Origin of the sequence: Caballeronia sp. LZ062, from assembly GCF_031450785.1 — a bacterium.
GTDB lineage: Bacteria > Pseudomonadota > Gammaproteobacteria > Burkholderiales > Burkholderiaceae > Caballeronia.
Genome location: NZ_JARTWB010000001.1, coordinates 959,053 through 978,910, shown reverse-complemented (window position 1 = coordinate 978,910; position 19,858 = coordinate 959,053). Strand labels below are relative to the sequence as shown.

General features: G+C 61.9%; 19 protein-coding genes. 6 read left to right on the top strand and 13 right to left on the bottom strand.

The features are described 5' to 3' along the window. Position 1 precedes the first annotated feature (1 nt). The 13 genes from P9239_RS04555 to P9239_RS04495 all read right to left on the bottom strand — a co-directional run bounded on the left by P9239_RS04555 (position 2) and on the right by P9239_RS04495 (position 10,391). A complete protein-coding gene (locus P9239_RS04555; RefSeq protein ID WP_309749290.1) occupies positions 2–253 on the bottom strand; it encodes a hypothetical protein in 252 nt (83 codons plus the stop codon). A 32-nt stretch (positions 254–285) separates the two neighbouring features. Then, a complete protein-coding gene (leuB, locus tag P9239_RS04550; RefSeq protein ID WP_309749289.1) occupies positions 286–1,353 on the bottom strand; it encodes a 3-isopropylmalate dehydrogenase in 1,068 nt (355 codons plus the stop codon). Positions 1,354–1,383: 30 nt separating this feature from the next. After that, positions 1,384–2,034, bottom strand: a complete 651-nt coding sequence (gene leuD, locus P9239_RS04545) for a 3-isopropylmalate dehydratase small subunit (protein WP_309749288.1) — start codon at positions 2,032–2,034, stop codon at positions 1,384–1,386. A gap of 24 nt (positions 2,035–2,058) precedes the next feature. Beyond that, positions 2,059–3,468 carry a 3-isopropylmalate dehydratase large subunit gene (gene leuC / locus P9239_RS04540; RefSeq protein WP_309749287.1) on the bottom strand — a complete coding sequence of 470 codons (1,410 nt, stop codon included), beginning with the start codon at positions 3,466–3,468 and terminating at the stop codon, positions 2,059–2,061. Between the two features lie 187 nt (positions 3,469–3,655). Next, the gene (locus tag P9239_RS04535; RefSeq protein WP_309749286.1) at positions 3,656–4,027 is read right to left on the bottom strand and encodes a type II toxin-antitoxin system VapC family toxin; all 372 of its coding nucleotides are present in this window, start codon (positions 4,025–4,027) and stop codon (positions 3,656–3,658) included. Next, entirely contained in the window at positions 4,024–4,221 is a 198-nt protein-coding gene (locus P9239_RS04530) for a type II toxin-antitoxin system VapB family antitoxin (RefSeq protein ID WP_309749285.1), read from the bottom strand. Before P9239_RS04530 ends, P9239_RS04535 begins: the two co-directional genes overlap by 4 nt. A gap of 143 nt (positions 4,222–4,364) precedes the next feature. Then, positions 4,365–5,666 carry a citrate synthase gene (gene gltA, locus P9239_RS04525; protein ID WP_309749284.1) on the bottom strand — a complete coding sequence of 434 codons (1,302 nt, stop codon included), beginning with the start codon at positions 5,664–5,666 and terminating at the stop codon, positions 4,365–4,367. Between the two features lie 165 nt (positions 5,667–5,831). Beyond that, positions 5,832–6,113 (bottom strand): succinate dehydrogenase assembly factor 2, encoded by a 282-nt coding sequence (locus P9239_RS04520; protein WP_175940910.1) that lies wholly within the window; start codon positions 6,111–6,113, stop codon positions 5,832–5,834. Positions 6,114–6,127: 14 nt separating this feature from the next. Then, positions 6,128–6,829: a succinate dehydrogenase iron-sulfur subunit gene (locus P9239_RS04515; RefSeq protein WP_309749283.1), complete on the bottom strand. Its 702-nt coding sequence runs from the start codon at positions 6,827–6,829 to the stop codon at positions 6,128–6,130. A gap of 21 nt (positions 6,830–6,850) precedes the next feature. Further along, the gene (sdhA, locus tag P9239_RS04510) at positions 6,851–8,626 is read right to left on the bottom strand and encodes a succinate dehydrogenase flavoprotein subunit (protein WP_309749282.1); all 1,776 of its coding nucleotides are present in this window, start codon (positions 8,624–8,626) and stop codon (positions 6,851–6,853) included. Positions 8,627–8,631: 5 nt separating this feature from the next. Continuing rightward, the gene (sdhD, locus tag P9239_RS04505) at positions 8,632–9,000 is read right to left on the bottom strand and encodes a succinate dehydrogenase, hydrophobic membrane anchor protein (protein WP_244849780.1); all 369 of its coding nucleotides are present in this window, start codon (positions 8,998–9,000) and stop codon (positions 8,632–8,634) included. Between the two features lies 1 nt (position 9,001). Continuing rightward, the gene (gene sdhC, locus P9239_RS04500; RefSeq protein ID WP_309749281.1) at positions 9,002–9,412 is read right to left on the bottom strand and encodes a succinate dehydrogenase, cytochrome b556 subunit; all 411 of its coding nucleotides are present in this window, start codon (positions 9,410–9,412) and stop codon (positions 9,002–9,004) included. Positions 9,413–9,584: 172 nt separating this feature from the next. Beyond that, positions 9,585–10,391, bottom strand: a complete 807-nt coding sequence (locus tag P9239_RS04495; RefSeq protein WP_309749280.1) for a GntR family transcriptional regulator — start codon at positions 10,389–10,391, stop codon at positions 9,585–9,587. Positions 10,392–10,988: 597 nt separating this feature from the next. Between P9239_RS04495 and P9239_RS04490 the strand changes: the two genes are divergently transcribed. The 6 genes from P9239_RS04490 (at position 10,989) to acnA (ending at position 19,286) form a co-directional block, all read left to right on the top strand. Beyond that, the gene (locus P9239_RS04490) at positions 10,989–11,975 is read left to right on the top strand and encodes a malate dehydrogenase (RefSeq protein ID WP_309749279.1); all 987 of its coding nucleotides are present in this window, start codon (positions 10,989–10,991) and stop codon (positions 11,973–11,975) included. A 167-nt stretch (positions 11,976–12,142) separates the two neighbouring features. After that, positions 12,143–13,147 (top strand): aldolase/citrate lyase family protein, encoded by a 1,005-nt coding sequence (locus P9239_RS04485; protein WP_309749278.1) that lies wholly within the window; start codon positions 12,143–12,145, stop codon positions 13,145–13,147. Positions 13,148–13,245: 98 nt separating this feature from the next. Continuing rightward, the gene (prpC, locus tag P9239_RS04480) at positions 13,246–14,418 is read left to right on the top strand and encodes a 2-methylcitrate synthase (protein WP_309749277.1); all 1,173 of its coding nucleotides are present in this window, start codon (positions 13,246–13,248) and stop codon (positions 14,416–14,418) included. 88 nt (positions 14,419–14,506) lie between these two features. Next, positions 14,507–15,028 (top strand): hypothetical protein, encoded by a 522-nt coding sequence (locus P9239_RS04475; RefSeq protein WP_309749276.1) that lies wholly within the window; start codon positions 14,507–14,509, stop codon positions 15,026–15,028. A 31-nt stretch (positions 15,029–15,059) separates the two neighbouring features. Further along, a complete protein-coding gene (locus P9239_RS04470; RefSeq protein ID WP_309749275.1) occupies positions 15,060–16,511 on the top strand; it encodes a bifunctional 2-methylcitrate dehydratase/aconitate hydratase in 1,452 nt (483 codons plus the stop codon). Positions 16,512–16,580: 69 nt separating this feature from the next. Continuing rightward, positions 16,581–19,286 carry an aconitate hydratase AcnA gene (gene acnA / locus P9239_RS04465; RefSeq protein WP_309749274.1) on the top strand — a complete coding sequence of 902 codons (2,706 nt, stop codon included), beginning with the start codon at positions 16,581–16,583 and terminating at the stop codon, positions 19,284–19,286. Positions 19,287–19,858: the final 572 nt, after the last annotated feature.

The window sequence follows — 19,858 nt, the reverse complement described above, 5'->3', positions numbered from 1 at the left end:
ATCAGCGAATCGTGATCGCTTTGATGGAGAGTTTCGTAATGCGCGTTTTCGACGTGCCGATAGCGCCAATGATGGCGGTGCCGTCGATGCGCGTGACGATGGCGAGCCGGCTCGCGCGAGCGTCGATGCCGCGGCCGATGCAATCCGTAGAGAATTGAGAGTTCTTCGCCATGACTAAAGAATATACACGAAACGCGGCGTTTTCGTCGGAAGTACCGTCTTTCCGGCGAAATTGCCGCTGATCGCGCGTCAACTGTACCGATTGGGACGATCCCGAGTCGGATACTACAGCGCCGCGAGCACCGCGTCGCCCATTTCCTTCGTGCCGACGGTCCGTCCGTCCTGCGTCGCGATATCGCCCGTGCGGTAGCCTTGCTCCAGCACCTTCTTCACCGCGTTTTCGATGCGATCCGCCTGTTCCGTCTTGCCGAGCGAATAGCGCAGCATCATCGCGGCGGACAGAATAGTCGCGAGCGGATTGGCCACCCCCTTGCCCGCGATGTCCGGCGCGGAACCGTGCGACGGCTCGTACAGACCCTTGTTGTTCTTGTCGAGCGACGCCGACGGCAGCATGCCGATGGAGCCGGTCAGCATCGCGGCCTCGTCGGACAGAATGTCGCCGAACATATTGCCGGTCACGACCACGTCGAATGCCTTCGGCGCCTTGACGAGCTGCATCGCCGCGTTGTCCACATACATGTGCGACAGCTCCACGTCCGCGTATTCCTTCGCGACGTCGATAATCGTGTCGCGCCACAGTTGCGACGTTTCCAGCACGTTGGCCTTGTCCACGCTCGTCAGCTTCTTCTGGCGCTTTTGCGCAGCCTGAAACGCGACGTGCGCGATACGGCGCACCTCGGGCTCCGAATAGCGCATCGTGTCGAAACCTTCGCGCGCGCCTTCGAACGGGCCGTCCGGCGCTTGCCGCACGCCGCGCGGCTGGCCGAAGTAAATATCGCCGTTCAGCTCGCGCACGATCAGGATGTCGAGCCCCGACACGATTTCCGCCTTCAGCGACGAAGCGGCCGTCAGTTGCGGATAGCAGATCGCCGGACGGAAGTTCGCGAAAAGTTGCAGATGCTTGCGCAGGCCGAGAATGGCTTGTTCCGGGCGCAGCGCGCGCTCGAGCGAGTCGTACTTCCAGTCGCCGACCGCGCCGAAGAGAATCGCGTCGGCTTCCTTGGCGAGCGCGAGCGTCTCGTCGGGCAGCGGATGACCCTTCGCCTCGTAACCCGCGCCGCCGACAGGCGCCTCTTCCAGCTCGAACTTTTCGCCGAGCGCGTTCAGCACCTTGACCGCTTCAGCCGTGATTTCCGGGCCGATCCCGTCGCCGGGGAGCACTGCAATCTTCATGTCGCTTCCTTCTACGTGTGCGTGTTTCGTTTATCCGATGACGCGATTGTTCAGCCACGGCTGCTTCGCGAGCCGCTCCGCTTCGAACTGCTTGATCTTGTCCGCGTGGCGCAGCGTGAGACCGATGTCGTCGAAACCGTTCAGCAGACAGTACTTGCGAAAGCCGGGCACGTCGAACGCGTACTCGGTGCCGTCGCCGGTGCGCACGACTTGCGCTTCGAGGTCGATGGTCAGCTTGAAGCCGACGAACGCGTATGTCTCGTTGAAGAGCTTGTCGACCTGCTGCTCCGACAGCACGACCGGCAGCAAGCCGTTCTTGAAGCAGTTGTTATAGAAGATGTCCGCGAAGCTCGGCGCGATGATCGCGCGGAAACCGTACTGCTCCAGCGCCCACGGCGCATGCTCGCGCGAACTGCCGCAGCCGAAGTTCTGGCGCGCGAGCAGAATCGACGCGCCCTGATAACGCGGCTGGTTCAGCACGAAATCGGGATTCAGGGGGCGTTTGCTGTTGTCCTGACCGGGCTGGCCGACGTCGAGATAACGCCATTCGTCGAACGCGTTCGGGCCGAAGCCGGTGCGCTTGATCGATTTCAGAAACTGCTTCGGGATGATCGCGTCGGTATCGACGTTCTCGCGGTCCAGCGGCGCGACAAGGCCGCTATGCACGGTGAATTTTTCCATGATCTGTCTCAGTGTCCCGTTGAGTTACGCGAGCTTGCGCACGTCGACGAAGTGCCCTTCGATGGCCGCCGCAGCAGCCATTGCCGGGCTGACTAGATGCGTGCGCCCGCCCGCGCCCTGACGTCCTTCGAAATTGCGATTCGACGTCGATGCGCAGCGTTCGCCCGGCTCCAGACGGTCGGCGTTCATCGCGAGACACATGGAACAGCCCGGCTCACGCCACTCGAAACCGGCGTTGGTGAAGATCTTGTCGAGCCCTTCGCGCTCGGCCTGCGCCTTCACGAGACCCGAGCCCGGCACGACCATCGCCGTGCGGATGTTCGACGCCACGCGCTTGCCGAGCGACTTCACCACGAAGGCGGCCGCGCGCAGGTCTTCGATACGCGCGTTCGTGCACGAGCCGATAAAAATCTTGTCCGGCTTGATCGATTCGATCGGCGTGTTCGGCTGCAACGCCATGTACTGCAGCGCGCGCTCCATGGCGTCGCGCTTGACCGGGTCTTTCTCGCGCTCGGGATCGGGCACGCGGCCGTCGATGGAAGTCACCATTTCAGGCGACGTGCCCCACGTCACTTGCGGCACGATCTCGGCGGCGTTGATCTCCACGACGCGATCGAAGTGCGCGTCCGGGTCCGACTTGAGCGTGCGCCAATACTCGACTGCCTGATTCCACTCGACGCCCTGCGGCGAATACGGACGATCCTTGAGATAGTTGATGGTTGTGTCATCGACGGCGACCATGCCCGCGCGCGCCCCCGCTTCGATCGCCATGTTGCAGACGGTCATGCGGCCTTCCATGCTGAGCGCACGAATGGTGGACCCGCCGAATTCGACCGCGTAGCCCGTGCCGCCCGCCGTGCCGATCTTGCCGATGACCGCGAGCGCGATGTCCTTGCCGGTGCAACCACGCGGCAGCGGACCTTCCACCTTGACGAGCATGTTCTTGCTCTTCTTTTGCAGCAGCGTTTGCGTGGCGAGCACGTGCTCGACTTCCGACGTGCCAATGCCATGCGCGAGGGCGCCGAACGCGCCGTGCGTGGACGTGTGCGAGTCGCCGCAGACGATGGTCATGCCCGGCAAGGTCGCGCCCTGCTCCGGCCCGATGATATGCACGATGCCCTGACGCAAGTCGTTCATCTTGAACTGCGTGATGCCGAACTCGTCGCAATTGGCGTCGAGCGTGTCGACTTGCAACTTCGACACCGGATCAGCGATGCCTTGCGAGCGGTCGGTGGTCGGCACGTTGTGATCGGACACGGCCAGATTCGCGCTAATGCGCCAGACGGGACGCTGATGCAGCTTCAGCCCTTCGAAGGCTTGCGGGCTCGTCACTTCATGCAGCAGATGACGGTCGATGTAGAGGATCGAGGTGCCGTCCTCTTCCGTGTGGATGACGTGCGAGTTCCACAACTTGTCGTAGAGAGTCTGGGACATGATGAGCGCTTCTCAGATGACTGCGGGGTGACGCTGCTTCGCTTCGTCGGCAGCTTGTTGGACGATTATGCCACTTCTTCGCGCTCATTTGGTACTAGGCTACGGCAAAAAACCTATAGAAAACAGTAGGTTATGGTAGTGGTATCAGTACCCGGATGAGCGCTACCAGCCTACCGTTTTCCTGCCGTCAATGTTCAAGCACTGCATTGACGCCGAGCTCTTCCGCGACTTTGTGCAAGCGCTTATCGCGCGTCCAGATCTTTACGCCCGGCCGCAATTGAGCGGACGCCAAGAGCGACGTATCGACATATCCGATCCCCCGATTGAAGAGCCGTTGCCGCTCAATGAGAAAGGACACTTCTTCGGGGGTCGCGACAAGCGCAACCGGCAGGTCATTTAGCGCGCCTAGAACGCCGTTCCGATCGCGCAGGCTGCCGAGCGCGATCTCCGCGATGACGAACGGGTGAGCAAGCACGCGCTCCTCGCCGAGCAGGTTTACGAGCAGAGGTTCTGATGCGTTGAAGTGGTCGATCCACACTGAGGTGTCGACGAGAATCATTCTTTCCCCTGGCGACGACGGGGAGCACCTTCAATGCCCGGCTGACTGCCGCCAAGAGTCGCGAGTCGCCGAGCCGCCTCGCGTTGCACGAGCGCCTTCAGTGCCTCACGCACGAGCGCGGATTTTTCCGTCAGACCTGTATAAGCCTGAGCTTTTGCCAGCAAGTCATCGTCCAGTGCGATAGTCGTACGCATGGCGGCTCTCCTCAATCAAGTAAGCATGGATTATAGCATCGTCTGATGTCGTTTTCCGTGCCTCGACAGCCGCTAATGAAAATGCAAAAGGCCCCGGCAGTCGCCCGCCGGGGCCTTCAAGGCTACCTTAACCGTGAATCGGCTTACCGCTGATTGAGCGGCTTCGCCTGACGCGGCGTCTGGCCGATGAACAGCTGACGCGGACGGCCGATCTTCTGCTCGGGATCGGCGATCATCTCGTTCCACTGCGCGATCCAGCCGACGGTGCGCGCCATCGCGAAGATGCAGGTGAACATCGACGTCGGAATGCCGAGCGCGCGCTGCACGATGCCCGAGTAGAAATCGACGTTCGGGTACAACTTGCGCGACACGAAGTATTCGTCTTCCAGCGCGATCTTTTCCAGTTCCATCGCGAGCTTGAACAGCGGGTCGTCGTGCAGGCCCAGTTCGTTCAGCACTTCGTGGCACGTTTCGCGCATGAGCTTCGCGCGCGGATCGTAGTTCTTGTAGACGCGGTGGCCGAAGCCCATCAGCTTCACGCCCGAATTCTTGTCCTTCACCTGCTTGATGAACTCGGGAATATTCTCGACCGAGCCGATCTCTTCGAGCATGTTCAGCGCGGCTTCGTTCGCACCGCCGTGCGCCGGGCCCCACAGACACGCGATACCGGCCGCGATACACGCGAACGGATTCGCGCCCGACGAGCCCGCGAGACGCACCGTCGACGTCGACGCGTTCTGCTCGTGGTCCGCGTGCAGAATCAGGATGCGGTCGAGCGCGCGCACGAGCACGTCGTTGACCTTGTACTCTTCGCACGGGTTCGAGAACATCATGTGCATGAAGTTCGCGCTGTACGACAGCTCGTTGCGCGGATACACGAACGGCTGGCCGATGCTGAACTTGTACGCCATCGCGACAAGCGTCGGCAGCTTCGCGATCATGCGGATCGCGGAGACTTCGCGATGACGCGGGTCGTTGATGTTCAACGAATCGTGATAGAACGCCGACAGCGCGCCGACTGCGGCCGTCAGCACGGCCATCGGGTGCGCATCGCGACGGAAGCCGCGGAAGAAGAAGTGCATCTGCTCGTGCACCATCGTGTGACGCGTGACCGTGTCCACGAATTCCTTGTTCTGCGCGGCGTTCGGCAGTTCGCCCTTCAGCAGCAGGTAGCAGGTTTCGAGGAAGTCGGCGTTCACAGCCAGTTGCTCGATCGGGTAGCCGCGATACAGCAGCTCGCCCTTGTCGCCGTCGATATACGTGATGGCGGAATTACACGCCGCCGTCGACATGAAGCCCGGGTCATACGTGAACTTGCCGGTCTGCCCGTACAACTTGCGGATGTCGATCACGTCCGGGCCCATGGTGCCCTTGTAAATCGGCATTTCGACGCTCGGCGAGTTGTCGCTGAACGATAGCGTGGCTTTAACATCTGACGGGGTCATAGCACATCCTCAATCGAAGTATGGATACAGGTTTTCGATAATTTGCACGACGGAAGCTGCGCGGCAACGCTTTACGGTAGCCGCGAGTGTTCAAGCCGGTCGTTGCGTGGCTTTCGGCCCGGTTCCTGCGCGTATTGTGCAAAACTCCCGGGATTCCTGCCGAAATCACACTGAACGCAGCCACTGCAGCAGGCGCATGACGTCCGGCGTGGCGAGATCGCCTTCCGGTTCCGTGCGCGCGAGCAGCAGGTCCATCAGTTCGTTGTCGCTCAGCTCGAGCAGGCGGGTCAAAGCGGCCACGTCGGCGTCACTGAGGTCATGCTCATATCGGCTGAAAAAACGCTCGAAGATCAGATCGTTTTCCAGCAAGCCGCGCCGCGCGCGCCAGCGAAGACGCGCACGGCGAAGAGGGTCGGACTGATGCGAGTCGTCTTGCTTGTCGACCATGTCATCGTCCTTTGTCAAACCGCCCGCCGCACCAACATTTCCCTGATCTTGCCGATGGCCTTCGTCGGGTTGAGTCCCTTCGGGCACACATCGACGCAGTTCATGATGGTGTGGCAGCGGAACAGGCGATACGGGTCTTCCAGGTTATCGAGCCGCTCGCCGGTTGCCTGATCGCGGCTATCGGCGATAAAGCGATACGCCTGCAACAAGCCCGCCGGACCCACGAACTTGTCCGGATTCCACCAGAAGCTCGGGCACGACGTCGAGCAGCTTGCGCACAGAATGCACTCGTAAAGGCCGTCCAGCTCGTCACGCTCGACCGGCGACTGCAAACGCTCCTTCTCCGGCGGCGGCGTGTCGTTGATCAGATACGGCTTGATTGAGTGATACTGGTTGAAGAACTGCGTGAAGTCGCAGATCAGATCGCGCACCACCGGCAGCCCCGGCAGCGGACGCAGCACGATGCGCTGCGGCAAGTCGTTCAGGTTCGTCAGACACGCGAGCCCGTTCTTGCCGTTGATGTTCATCGCGTCCGATCCGCACACGCCCTCGCGGCACGAGCGACGGAACGACAGCGTTTCATCGACTTCTTTCAGCTTCACCAGCGCATCCAGCAACATGCGCTCATGCGTCAGATCGAGCTCGTAGCTCTGCATGCGCGGCGCGGCGTCCTTGTCCGGATCGTACCGGTAGACCTCAAAAATTCTCTTTGCCATTTTCGCTATCCTTGCCCTTGCTTAGAAGGTACGCGCCTTCGGCGGCACCGATTCGACCGTCAGCGGCTTCATCTGCACCGGCTTGTAGTCGAGGCGATTGCCTTCGCTGAACCACAGCGTATGACGCATCCAGTTCTCGTCATCGCGATGCTCGTAGTCGCTATGCGCATGTGCGCCGCGGCTTTCCTTGCGCGCTTCGGCCGAGACCATCGTCGCGCGCGCCACTTCGATCAGATTCGCCAGCTCCAGCGCCTCGACCTTCGCGGTGTTGAACACCTTCGACTTGTCCTTCAGATGCACGTGCTTCACGCGCTCGGCCAATTCCGCGATCTTGCCCACGCCCTCTTCCAAGAGCTTCGAGGTGCGGAACACGCCCGCGTGCGACTGCATCGTCGCGCGAATGTCGTTGGCGATGTGCTGCGTGTATTCGCCCGAAGACGACTTCTCGAGCACCGCGAGACGTTCCATCGCGAAGTCGGCGGCATCGGCCGGCAGCGGCTTGTGCTCCTTCATCTCCTGCGCGTGCTTGATGATGTGATTGCCCGCCGCGCGGCCGAACACGACGAGGTCCAGCAGCGAGTTCGTGCCCAGACGGTTCGCGCCGTGCACCGAGACGCACGAGCATTCGCCCACTGCATAGAAACCGTTGACCGGATCGTCATAACCCTTGGCCGTACCGACGACTTGCCCGTGCATGTTCGTCGGAATGCCGCCCATCTGATAGTGGATGGTGGGCACCACGGGAATCGGCTCTTTGATGCAGTCCACGTTGGCGAACTTGAGCGCGATCTCGCGAATCGACGGCAGACGCTTCATGATCGTCTCGGCGCCGATGTGCGACAGGTCCAGCAGCACGTGATCCTTGTTCGGACCGACGCCGCGGCCTTCCTTGATCTCCTGGTCCATCGAACGCGAAACGAAGTCACGCGGCGCGAGGTCTTTGAGCGTCGGCGCGTAGCGTTCCATGAAGCGGTCGCCGTTCGAATTGCGCAGAATGCCGCCTTCGCCGCGCACGCCTTCGGTAATCAGCACGCCCGCGCCCGCCACGCCCGTCGGGTGGAACTGCCAGAACTCCATGTCCTGCAGCGCGATGCCGGAGCGCGCGGCCATGCCGAGGCCATCGCCCGTATTGATGAACGCATTGGTCGATGCCGCGAAGATGCGACCCGCGCCGCCCGTGGCGAACAGCGTCGTCTTGCCTTCGAGGATGTAGACGTCGCCCGTTTCCATTTCGAGCGCGGTCACGCCGAGCACGTCGCCGTCGGCGTCGCGGATCAGGTCCAGCGCCATCCACTCGACGAAGAAGTGCGTCTTGGCCGCGACGTTCTGCTGATACAGCGTGTGCAAAAGCGCGTGGCCGGTGCGGTCAGCCGCGGCACAGGCGCGTTGCACGGGCTTCTCGCCGTAGTTCGCGGTATGGCCGCCGAACGGGCGCTGATAGATGGTGCCGTCCGGATTGCGGTCGAACGGCATGCCCATGTGTTCAAGTTCATATACGGCATTCGGCGCTTCGCGGCACATGAACTCGATGGCGTCCTGATCGCCGAGCCAGTCGGAGCCTTTGATCGTGTCGTAAAAGTGATAGTGCCAGTTGTCCTCGCTCATGTTGCCGAGCGATGCGCCGATGCCGCCTTGCGCGGCCACCGTATGCGAGCGCGTCGGAAACACCTTGGAGAGCACCGCGACGGACAGGCCCGCGCGCGCGAGCTGCAGCGACGCGCGCATGCCCGATCCGCCCGCGCCCACGATCACCACGTCGAAGCGCCGACGCGGCAAGGAAGTCTTGATTGCAGCCATGTTCTTTAAACTCTCCAGAGAATCTGTGCAGCGTAGCCGGCGCATCCGAGAAGCCAGAGGACCGTCAGCACCAGCAGACCCAGGCGCAATCCGACGGGCTTCACGTAATCCATCCAGATGTCGCGCATGCCGACCCACGCGTGATAGAAGAGCGAGAGCAAGGCGACGAAGGTGGCGAGCTTCATCCACTGCATCGCGAAGATGCCGGCCCAGCCTTCGTAAGAAAAGTTATGCGCGCCGAAAAAGAGCACGAGCAGCAAGAGCGTGTACACCGCCACGGCGACGGCGGTCACGCGTTGCGCGAGCCATTCGCCTGTGCCGTAATGCGCGCCCACGACGAGGCGCTTCGGGCCGACCCGGTTTTGCGTTCCCATGTTAGAAGGCTCCGAAAAGTTTCAGCGCGACGGCAAGCGTCAGCACGAGCGACACGACCAGTACCGCGATGGCGGTCTGACGCCCGCCTTCCTTGTTAACGGCCACGTGCATGTCGAGCACGAGAAAGCGAATACCCGCGCAGAAGTGATGCAGATACGCCCACGACAGCACGAGCGTGATGATCTTGACGATGGGGTGCGCGAGAAAGCCCTTGAACGAGTCGAAGCTGATCTCGGACGTGAGGCTCTGGTCGAGCAGATACAGCAGAAAGGGCAGCGCGATGAAGAGCAACAGACCGCTGATGCGATGCAGAATGGACACCTTGCCCGCCCACGGCAAGCGATACTTCGCGATCTGTCCAAGCCCGATGTTCCGGTACTCGGGCCTTGGTTTTTTTACGGCTTCAGCCATGCTAGACCCCAACTTGTTATTACACTAACCCGCGATTTTAGCGCCTTTTGATTTCGCACCGCAGCGAAAAGCGGCCCAAGAGACTGTTGCCGCCCACGCGAAAATAGCGCCCTCGTATGCCCTTGCCGGGCCGCTTACAACCATGCGGACAAATCGACCCAAGCCCGCGCACTCAACTCAAGTCGTTCTGATAGTAATAGCCGGTCGTCACATACCAGCCGCGCCGCACTTCCACCGGGCGATCGCCGTAGGTGTACGAAATCCGCTCGACCGACAACAACGGAAAACCCGGTTGAACATCCAGCAATTGCGCAACCGGCTCCTCAGCCGCGACTGCGCGGATCTTCTCCGATGCGCGAATCATGCGCGTGCCGAATTCGGTTTCGAACATGGCGTAAAGCGGGCCTTTATAGTCGGCAAGCCGCTCCGCCGTCAGTCCGCGAAACACGGCGCCCGGCAGCCAGATTTCGTCCAGAACGGTGGTGACGCCATCGAATTGCAACAAACGCTTGATAAGAACGACCGGATCGGCGGGCTTGAGATCGAGCTGGCGCGCGATTTCGGCGGGCGCGCGCAGGCGTCGGCATTCGAGCAGGCGGCTGACATGTGGATGGATGTCGCCATCGTCGGGCAGAAGGCGCAGGAAGCGGAATTGCACGCGATCTTCGCTGTGCGTCGCAACGAACGTGCCTTTCCCCTGACGACGAACGAGAAGATTGTCGGCGGCCAGTTCGTCGATGGCCTTGCGGACCGTACCCTGGCTCACCTTATAGCGTGCGGCCAGTTCGACCTCGCTCGGGATGATCTCGCCCGGCTTCCATTCGCCGGATTCGAGGCCCTGCGTGATGAGCGCCTTGATTTGCTGATACAGCGGGCTGAACGTCGGCGACGGCGCGCCCGCGGGCTCGGCCGCTTGTGCGCTACCGTTCTGTGAGGGCGTGCCCGCCGAGTTTGGCGCGTTGGAATTCATGCCGCGCATTTCAACACAAAGGCCCGCAGCGCGTCCACATTTTCGCGCGCTCTCCTATGTCTTATATAAGACATAAGATAGTGTTGACTTTGCCTTCCGGCAATCCTACACTCCTTGTCGAGCAAGGGTTTGCGGGTCGTCGCGCGGTCCGGAAAACGTTCGTTCGGCGCAGGTTTTCCAGCGGGTTTCGCCGGAAAAGCCGTCGCCGGGAACACGCCGGTTCCACGCCACAAACCGCCAGGCACGCCCTTTCGCTTCCGCCTTACGCCGATCGGCCACACGATTCGCGCGCCGCTGCCTGCCTACCGCCTCGCAACGTCCAGCGCCGTCTCGAATGGGCGCTTGCCGTCAGACTCTAGCGAAAACGCGCCTTTGCGCGCAGTCCCGCACGCTTTCCGCTCACCGAAGGATTCATGGCATGACGGTCATGCCGCCACGCAGCCATGCGGGCCAGCGCCGAACCTTGCGTCGTGCGCAGCCCGCGTGGCGGAAAGCTCTCAGCTATCCGCGGGCGGCATGTCCGGCATGACATCATCAACGCTTTGCGTAACGCGCATAAAATGGCGTTTTTCCCTAGCGTTCCACGCACCGTCCAGGAGAGTTTCAATGGCTAAGTCCGCAAAGCGCGTTGCCGTCACCGGCGCCGCAGGTCAAATCGGCTACTCGCTGCTGTTCCGCATCGCCAACGGCGATCTGCTCGGCAAAGACCAGCCCGTGATTCTTCAGCTGCTCGATCTGCCGCAAGCGCAAGCCGCCGTGAAGGGCGTCGTGATGGAACTCGAAGACTGCGCGTTCCCGCTGCTCGCAGGCGTCGTCGTCACGGACGATCCCAAGGTCGCGTTCAAGGACGCCGACATCGCGCTGCTCGTCGGCGCGCGTCCGCGTTCGAAGGGCATGGAGCGCAAGGACCTGCTCTCGGCCAACGCCGAAATCTTCACGGTTCAGGGCAAGGCGCTGAACGAAGTCGCGAGCCGCGACGTGAAGGTGCTGGTCGTCGGCAATCCGGCCAACACGAACGCCTACATCGCGATGAAGTCGGCGCCGGACCTGCCGAAGAAGAATTTCACCGCCATGCTGCGTCTCGACCACAACCGCGCGCTGTCGCAACTCGCGGCCAAGTCGGGCAAGCCGGTCGCGTCGATCGAAAAGCTCGCCGTGTGGGGCAACCACTCGCCGACCATGTACCCGGACTTCCGCTTCGCGACGGCCGAAGGCGAGAGCCTGACCAAGCTGATCAATGACGACGAATGGAACCGCAACACGTTCATCCCGACCGTCGGCAAGCGCGGCGCTGCGATCATCGAGGCGCGCGGCCTGTCGTCGGCGGCATCGGCGGCTAACGCGGCAATCGACCACGTGCGTGACTGGGTGCTCGGCACCAACGGCAAGTGGGTCACCATGGGCATTCCGTCGGACGGCTCGTACGGCATTCCGGAAGACATCATCTACGGCGTGCCCGTCACGTGCGAAAACGGCGAGTACAAGCGCGTGGAAGGCTTGGAAATCGACGCGTTCTCGCGCGAGAAGATGGACGGCACGCTGAACGAACTGCTCGAAGAGCGCGACGGCGTCGCGCATTTGCTCGGCAAGTAAGCACGGCGGCACACGGGAAGCGCACGCGCTTCCCTCAAGCGCGGACTTCGTTTGGAGTTCGCGGCTGATCCGGCCGCGTTTGCGCGCTCCTAAGCACTTCGCGAGCGCGGCCGAATCAGCATCACGAGCAGCATCGACTTCACATTTTCTCGGACCCGACGCCGACAATGCCCGCTCTCACCCCCGCCGACGTTCTGTTTGACGGCGAGCCGCAACCCGCAGTTCTGCCGCCCTGCGACCACTACGCGGGCAGCGAGAAGCTGATCAGGAAGTCGCTCGCGTTGCAGGCGCAGCTCGGCCCGGTGTTCGACATCACGCTCGATTGCGAGGACGGCGCGCAGGTCGGGCGGGAAGCCGGACATGCGGAGATGGTGGCGTCGTTCGTCGGGGGCGAAGACGACCGCTTCGGGCGCGTCGGCGTGCGCATCCATGATTTCCAGCATCCCGCGTGGCGCGACGACGTGCGCATCATCCTGCGGCAGGCAAAGCAGGCGCCGGCCTATGTGATGCTGCCGAAAATCCGCAGCGTCTCGGATGCCGCCGAGATGGTCGCGTTCATCGAGGCCACGCGCCGCGAACTGGGCATTGCGAAAGGCATCGCCTGTCATCTGCTGATCGAAACGCATGGCGCGCTTGCGGATGCTTTCAGACTGGCCGCGCTGCCCGGCGTCGAGTCGCTGAGCTTCGGCCTCATGGACTTCGTGTCTGCGCACAACGGCGCGATTCCGGATACCGCGATGCGCTCGCCCGGCCAGTTCGACCACCCGCTCGTGCGCCGCGCCAAGCTGGAGATTGCGGCCGCATGTCACGCGCACGGCAAGGTGCCGTCGCATAACGTGTCGACGGAAGTGCGCGACATGACGGTCGTCGCGAGCGACGCCGCGCGCGCCCGGAACGAGTTCGGCTACACGCGCATGTGGAGCATTCATCCGGAACAGATTCGCCCGATTGTCGAGGCTTTCTCGCCGCGCGCCGACGAGATCACCCTCGCCGCCGAGATTCTGCTCGCGGCGCAGCACGCGCAATGGGGGCCGACGCGCCACGGCGACACGCTGCACGACCGCGCGAGTTATCGCTATTACTGGTCGGTGCTGCGCCGGGCGCACGCGACCGGACACACGCTGCCCGACGAATGCGCGCCGTTTTTTCGGCGCGAACCGGATGCAAGCTGACATGAGCCTTTGGTCACGCGGCGCGAGCGCAAGCCCCGCGCGCGTTTCAAGCGAAAGAGACGACGCCGCGGGCCGGCGTTCACAGGAGACTTGAAGCAATGAGCGACACGGTATCGAGCGACGCACCCGCAGCCGGTGGTTTCAAGCCGAAGAAATCCGTCGCGCTGTCGGGCGTGACGGCGGGCAACACCGCGCTGTGCACGGTCGGCAAGACCGGCAACGACCTGCACTATCGCGGGTACGACATTCTGGATGTTGCGACCACGTCCGAGTTCGAAGAGATCGCGTATCTGCTCGTGCATGGCAAGCTGCCGAACGTCGCCGAGTTGAAGGCGTACAAGACCAAGCTCAAAGCGCTGCGCGGACTGCCCGCGAACCTGAAGGCCGCGCTCGAATGGATTCCCGCGTCCGCGCATCCGATGGACGTCATGCGTACCGGCGTCTCCGTGCTCGGCACGGTCCTGCCCGAGAAGGACGACCACAACATCGCGGGCGCGAGAGATATCGCCGACAAGCTTATGGCTTCGCTCGGCTCGATGCTGCTCTACTGGTATCACTATTCGCACAACGGCAAGCGCATCGAAGTGGAAACCGATGACGATTCAATCGGCGGACACTTTCTGCATCTGCTGCACGGCGTGGAGCCGTCGCAGTCGTGGGTGCAGGCGATGCATGTATCGCTCAACCTGTATGCGGAGCACGAGTTCAATGCGTCGACGTTCACGGGACGCGTGATCGCGGGCACGGGTTCGGACATGTACTCCGCAATCACCGGCGCTATCGGCGCATTGCGCGGTCCGAAGCACGGCGGTGCGAACGAGGTCGCATTCGAGATTCAATCGCGCTATGAGACGCCCGACGAAGCAGAAGCCGACATCAAGCGCCGGGTCGAGAACAAGGAAGTCGTGATCGGCTTCGGGCATCCGGTCTATACGATCTCCGATCCGCGCAACAAGGTCATCAAGGAAGTCGCGAAGTCGCTGTCGAAAGAAGCCGGCAACACAAAGCTCTTCGATATCGCGGAACGGCTCGAAACGGTGATGTGGGACGCGAAGAAGATGTTCCCGAATCTCGACTGGTTCAGCGCGGTGTCGTATCACATGATGGGCGTGCCGACCGCCATGTTCACGCCGCTTTTCGTGATCTCGCGCACGTCGGGATGGAGCGCGCACATCATCGAACAGCGCATCGACAACAAGATCATCCGGCCGAGCGCGAATTACACCGGTCCGGAGAATTTGAAGTTCGTGCCGATAAATAAGCGAAAATAGCGGGCTGCGCGATCGGAATTCGCGAGGCGCGATTTCCATCCGCGCAGCAACCGCCACTCAACCCAAATGTTTCTGAAAGGTTTTACCGATGAATAAACTTCTGATCGCTGCAATCGTCGGCACACTCGCGACCTCGAGCGTGTTCGTGAGCGCCGACGCCTTCGCCGCGACAACCGAATCGAGCGCGGCCAAGGCCAAACGCCCCGCTCCCGCGCGCCGTCTGATCAAGCGCAAGCCCAAGGCCGAAGCGGCTGCGGCAGCGAAGACGGATCCGATTCCCGAAGGCGCAGTGAAATGGTCGTGCAAGGACGGCACGGCTTTCTACCTGAAAGGCGACATGAAGCGTGACGCCATCGTCACGGTGAACTGGGCGAAGAAGGACTACAAGCTGCCGCGTCAGGACACGACGACCGGCGCCGATCGCTTCCACGACGCGGCAACCGGCATGGACCTCGTCGTCATCCCGACGAAGGCGATGCTGTTCTCGGACAAGGACTCGTCGCGCCTTGCCGACGAGTGCATGACGGCCGAGATGGCTGCCGGCGCCACCGCACCGACGCAAGCGGAAGCGTTGAAGCAGAACCCGCTGATGCTCAAGCCGGCGGAATAAGCCACATCAGTATTCAATACAGGAATCCTCGATGTCCGCACCGATCTCCAATGTCCGGCCCGAACCGGACAAGGTACTCGTCGACATAGTCGACTACGTTCTCAATTACGACGTCGACAGCACGCTTGCGCTGGAAACCGCGCGCAATTGCCTGATCGACACGCTCGGTTGCGGACTCGAAGCCCTCTCCTACCCCGCCTGCACCAAGCTGATGGGACCGATCGTGCCCGGCACGATCGTCCCCAACGGCGCCAAGGTGCCAGGCACCCAATTCCAGCTCGACCCGGTTCAGGCTGCGTTCAACATCGGCGCGATGATTCGCTGGCTCGACTTTAACGACACATGGCTCGCCGCCGAATGGGGCCATCCGTCGGACAACCTCGGCGGCATTCTCGCCACGGCGGACTGGCTTTCGCGCAACGCCGTCGCGACCGACAAGAAGCCGCTCACGATGAAAGACGTCATGATCGCGATGGTCAAGGCGCATGAAATTCAGGGCTGCATCGCGCTCGAAAACTCGTTCAACAAGGTCGGGCTCGATCACGTGCTGCTCGTGAAGGTTGCATCGACGGCAGTGGTCGGGCAGATGATCGGGCTGTCGCGCGAAGAGCTCATCAACGCGGTGTCGCTCGCATTCGTGGACGGCCACTCGCTGCGTACGTACCGCCATGCGCCGAACACGGGCTCGCGCAAGTCGTGGGCTGCGGGCGACGCGACTTCGCGCGCCGTGCGCCTCGCGCTGATCGCGAAGACCGGCGAAATGGGCTATCCGTCCGTGCTGACCGCAAAGACGTGGGGCTTCTACCATGTCCTCTTCAAGGGCAACGAGTTCAAGTTTCAGCGTCCGTACGGCTCGTATGTGATGGAAAACGTGCTCTTCAAGATTTCCTTTCCGGCCGAATTCCATTCGCAAACGGCGGTGGAAGCGGCCATGACGCTGCACGGCAAGTTGAAGGAAGTCGGTCGGGGCGTCGAAGAGATCAAGAAGATCATTATTCGCACGCACGAAGCGGCCATTCGCATCATCGACAAGAAAGGCCCGCTCGATAATCCCGCCGACCGGGATCACTGCATTCAGTACATGATCGCGGTGCCGCTCATCTTCGGGCGGCTGACGGCTGCGGATTACGAAGATGTCGTGGCGAAAGACCCGCGCATCGACACCTTGCGCGCAAAGATGGAATGCGTGGAGGACCCGCAATTCACGAAGGATTATTTCGACCCGGACAAGCGTTCGATCGCGAATGCGCTGACTGTCGAATTTACCGACGGCACGAAGCTCGATGAGATCGCGGTCGACTATCCGATCGGACACAAGCGCCGCCGCGCGGACGGCATTCCGCTGCTCGTCGAGAAGTTCAAGACGAATCTCGCGCGGCGCTTTCCCACCAGGCAACAGCAGGCGATCCTCGCGGTATCGCTGGACCAGGCAAAGCTGGAAGCAATGCCGGTCAATGAATACGTCGATCTGTACGTGATTTAGTCGATCGACTCGGTCATACAGAAACGTTGCATCGAAGCTATTTCCTCGTTTAGCCCTAGGAAAATAACCATGGCCCACAATCTCCATAACACGCTCAAGGAATTCGACAGCGGCTCCGGCAAAGGCAAGTACTACTCGCTGCCGCAACTCGGAAAAGCACTGAACGTCGACATTCAGCGCCTGCCGGTTTCCATTCGTCTCGTGCTCGAGTCCGTCCTGCGCAACTACGACGAAAAGAAGATCAGCGAAGAGCACATCAAGCAGCTCGCGAACTGGAAGCCGAACGCGGCCCGCGTCGATGAAATCCCATTCGTCGTCGCGCGCGTGGTGCTGCAGGACTTCACCGGCGTGCCGCTGCTCGCCGACATCGCCGCCATGCGCGGCGTGGCGAAGCGCGCAGGCAAAGACCCGAAGGCGATCGAGCCGCTCGTGCCGGTGGATCTGGTCGTCGATCACTCGGTGCAGATCGACCACTTCCGTGAACCGAATGCGCTCGACCTGAACATGAAGCTGGAATTCCAGCGCAACAACGAGCGCTACCAGTTCATGAAGTGGGGTATGCAGGCGTTCGACACGTTCAAGGTCGTGCCGCCGGGCGTCGGCATCGTGCACCAGGTGAACCTCGAATACCTCGCACGCGGCGTCCACAAGAAGGACGGCGTCTACTATCCGGACACGCTCGTCGGCACGGACTCGCACACGACGATGATCAACGGCATCGGCGTCGTCGGCTGGGGCGTGGGCGGCATCGAAGCGGAAGCGGGCATGCTCGGCCAGCCGGTGTACTTCCTGACGCCGGACGTGGTCGGCGTCGAGCTGAAGGGCAAGCTGCGCGAAGGCTGCACGGCCACCGACCTCGTGCTGACCATCACCGAAATGCTGCGCAAGGAGAAGGTCGTCGGCAAGTTCGTCGAGTTCTTCGGCGAAGGCACGGCGTCGATCGCAGTGCCGGACCGCGCGACCATCGGCAACATGGCGCCGGAATACGGCGCGACCATGGGCTTCTTCCCGGTCGATGAAAAGACCATCGACTACTTCCAGGGCACGGGCCGCACCGAAGAAGAAATCTCGGCGTTCGAGAATTACTTCAAGGCGCAGAACCTGTGGGGCGTGCCGAAGGCCGGCGAAATCGACTACACCAAGACGCTGACGCTCGACCTGTCGACCGTCGCGCCGTCGCTCGCAGGTCCGAAGCGTCCGCAAGACCGCATCGAGATCGGCAATGTGAAGAGCACGTTCACCGACCTGTTCTCGAAGCCGGTCGGCGAAAACGGCTTCGCGAAGAAGCCGGAAGACCTGCAAGCCACGTACAAAACGGCAGACGGCATCGACGTGAAGAACGGCGACGTGCTGATCGCGGCCATCACCTCGTGCACGAACACGTCGAACCCGAGCGTGCTGCTCGCCGCCGGCCTGCTCGCGAAGAAGGCCGTCGAAGCCGGCCTGACGGTGGCGCCGCACATCAAGACGTCGCTCGCGCCGGGATCGCGCATCGTCACCGAGTATCTGACGAAGACGGACCTGCTCCAGTATCTCGACAAGCTCGGTTTCACGCTCGCCGCTTACGGCTGCACGACGTGTATCGGCAACGCGGGCGACCTGACGCCGGAACTGAACGACGCCATCGTGAAGAACGATATCGTCGCGGCGGCCGTGCTGTCGGGCAACCGCAACTTCGAGGCGCGCATTCACCCGAACATCCGCGCGAACTTCCTGGCATCGCCGCCGCTGGTCGTGGCCTACGCGATCGCCGGCAACATCACGCGCGACCTGATGACCGAACCGGTCGGCAAGGGCAAGGACGGCCGCGACGTGTTCCTGGGCGACATCTGGCCGACGAGCGAAGAAGTGCACGCGCTGCTCAAGTTCGCGCTCGACGCCGAAGCGTTCCGCGAGAATTACTCGCAGCTCACGAAGGAAGGCGACCTGTGGAGCAAGATCGCGGGCGAAACCGGTCAGGTGTATGACTGGCCGAAGTCGACGTATATCGCGGAACCGCCGTTCTTCGGCAGCGATTTCTCGATGAAGCCGGCCGATTCGATTCCTGCGGTGAAGAACGCGCGCGCGCTCGGCATCTTCGGTGACTCGGTGACGACCGACCACATCAGCCCGGCGGGTTCGATCAAGGAATCGTCGCCTGCGGGCGTGTGGCTGAAGGCGAACGGCGTGCAGAAGGCCGACTTCAACAGCTACGGCTCGCGCCGCGGCAACCACGACGTGATGATGCGCGGCACGTTCGCGAACGTGCGGATCAAGAACCTGATGATTCCGGCGAAAGCGGACGGCACGCGCGTGGAAGGCGGCCTGACGATTCACCAGCCGAGCGGCGAACAGCTGTCGATTTACGACGCCGCGATGAAGTACATCGCCGACGAAACGCCGACCGTGATCTTCGCGGGCGAAGAATACGGCACGGGTTCGTCCCGCGACTGGGCGGCGAAGGGCACGCAACTGCTCGGCGTGAAGGCCGTGGTCGCGCGCAGCTTCGAGCGTATCCATCGCTCGAATCTCGTCGGCATGGGTGTCTTGCCGCTGCAGTTCAAGGGCTCGGACAGCGTTCAGTCGCTCAACATCACGGGCGAAGAGACGTATGACATCGAAGGCCTCGGCGAGGACTTCAAGCCGCAGCAGGAAGTCACGCTGGTGATTCACCGCAAGGACGGCAAGGAAGATCGCGTGCAGGTGCTGCTGCGTATCGATACGCCGATCGAAGTCGACTACTACAAGCACGGCGGGATTCTGCCGTTCGTGCTGCGATCGCTGCTCGCGGCTTGAGTGGAAGTGTTTTGCAGGTGACCGCGCCCGAAAGGGCGCGGGAACATTGGACCCGGCCTTGGCCGGGTTTTTTTTTGGCGCAACTGATTACTGAAATTTTATGTCCACGCGAACCTGCGCCAGCGGGTGCAGATGCACTTCAACCGATTCGGCATTGACCGCATTCCCAATATATCGGTCACGGACTGCGCGAGTCAGGGTCTCGACTTGACGTGCGTGCTGCGCCGAAGCTCAACGATCCCCCGGCCCATCGGGGATCCGCGTTATTACAACCGTACGCACTGCTAAAACTTGCAAGCTTGCGGCTCGTCGATGTGCCGCGACTAGGAACCGCGCTCGGACATGGACCGAGCCGCCTCACTCTTTCGCATCGTGAGCCCCAGCTGCTTCTCAACGACATTGTCTCCCAAAAGCGGGCGGAGACGAACGTCGTGTCGCAACACGCGTTTCGAACTTCTGCAACTGGCCTAGGTGGTACTAGTGCAGACGTAAGAGCCGCTACGGTAATTCGTGAGTCGAGCGAAATACCACGATTTTTTGCACCTGCTCACCATTCGTCGAAGTTAAACTTC

Excerpts from the sequence above, each read along its gene's own strand:
- P9239_RS04520 (WP_175940910.1), bottom strand. The coding sequence starts at position 6,113 with ATGGTCGACAAGCAAGACGACTCGCATCAGTCCGACCCTCTTCGCCGT.
- P9239_RS04475 (WP_309749276.1), top strand. The coding sequence starts at position 14,507 with ATGAATAAACTTCTGATCGCTGCAATCGTCGGCACACTCGCGACCTCG.
- sdhC (WP_309749281.1), bottom strand. The coding sequence starts at position 9,412 with ATGGCTGAAGCCGTAAAAAAACCAAGGCCCGAGTACCGGAACATCGGG.
- leuD (WP_309749288.1), bottom strand. The coding sequence starts at position 2,034 with ATGGAAAAATTCACCGTGCATAGCGGCCTTGTCGCGCCGCTGGACCGC.
- P9239_RS04530 (WP_309749285.1), bottom strand. The coding sequence starts at position 4,221 with ATGCGTACGACTATCGCACTGGACGATGACTTGCTGGCAAAAGCTCAG.
- P9239_RS04490 (WP_309749279.1), top strand. The coding sequence starts at position 10,989 with ATGGCTAAGTCCGCAAAGCGCGTTGCCGTCACCGGCGCCGCAGGTCAA.
- prpC (WP_309749277.1), top strand. The coding sequence starts at position 13,246 with ATGAGCGACACGGTATCGAGCGACGCACCCGCAGCCGGTGGTTTCAAG.
- acnA (WP_309749274.1), top strand. The coding sequence starts at position 16,581 with ATGGCCCACAATCTCCATAACACGCTCAAGGAATTCGACAGCGGCTCC.
- sdhD (WP_244849780.1), bottom strand. The coding sequence starts at position 9,000 with ATGGGAACGCAAAACCGGGTCGGCCCGAAGCGCCTCGTCGTGGGCGCG.
- P9239_RS04535 (WP_309749286.1), bottom strand. The coding sequence starts at position 4,027 with ATGATTCTCGTCGACACCTCAGTGTGGATCGACCACTTCAACGCATCA.
- P9239_RS04485 (WP_309749278.1), top strand. The coding sequence starts at position 12,143 with ATGCCCGCTCTCACCCCCGCCGACGTTCTGTTTGACGGCGAGCCGCAA.
- P9239_RS04470 (WP_309749275.1), top strand. The coding sequence starts at position 15,060 with ATGTCCGCACCGATCTCCAATGTCCGGCCCGAACCGGACAAGGTACTC.
- sdhA (WP_309749282.1), bottom strand. The coding sequence starts at position 8,626 with ATGGCTGCAATCAAGACTTCCTTGCCGCGTCGGCGCTTCGACGTGGTG.
- leuB (WP_309749289.1), bottom strand. The coding sequence starts at position 1,353 with ATGAAGATTGCAGTGCTCCCCGGCGACGGGATCGGCCCGGAAATCACG.
- P9239_RS04515 (WP_309749283.1), bottom strand. The coding sequence starts at position 6,829 with ATGGCAAAGAGAATTTTTGAGGTCTACCGGTACGATCCGGACAAGGAC.
- gltA (WP_309749284.1), bottom strand. The coding sequence starts at position 5,666 with ATGACCCCGTCAGATGTTAAAGCCACGCTATCGTTCAGCGACAACTCG.
- P9239_RS04495 (WP_309749280.1), bottom strand. The coding sequence starts at position 10,391 with ATGCGCGGCATGAATTCCAACGCGCCAAACTCGGCGGGCACGCCCTCA.
- leuC (WP_309749287.1), bottom strand. The coding sequence starts at position 3,468 with ATGTCCCAGACTCTCTACGACAAGTTGTGGAACTCGCACGTCATCCAC.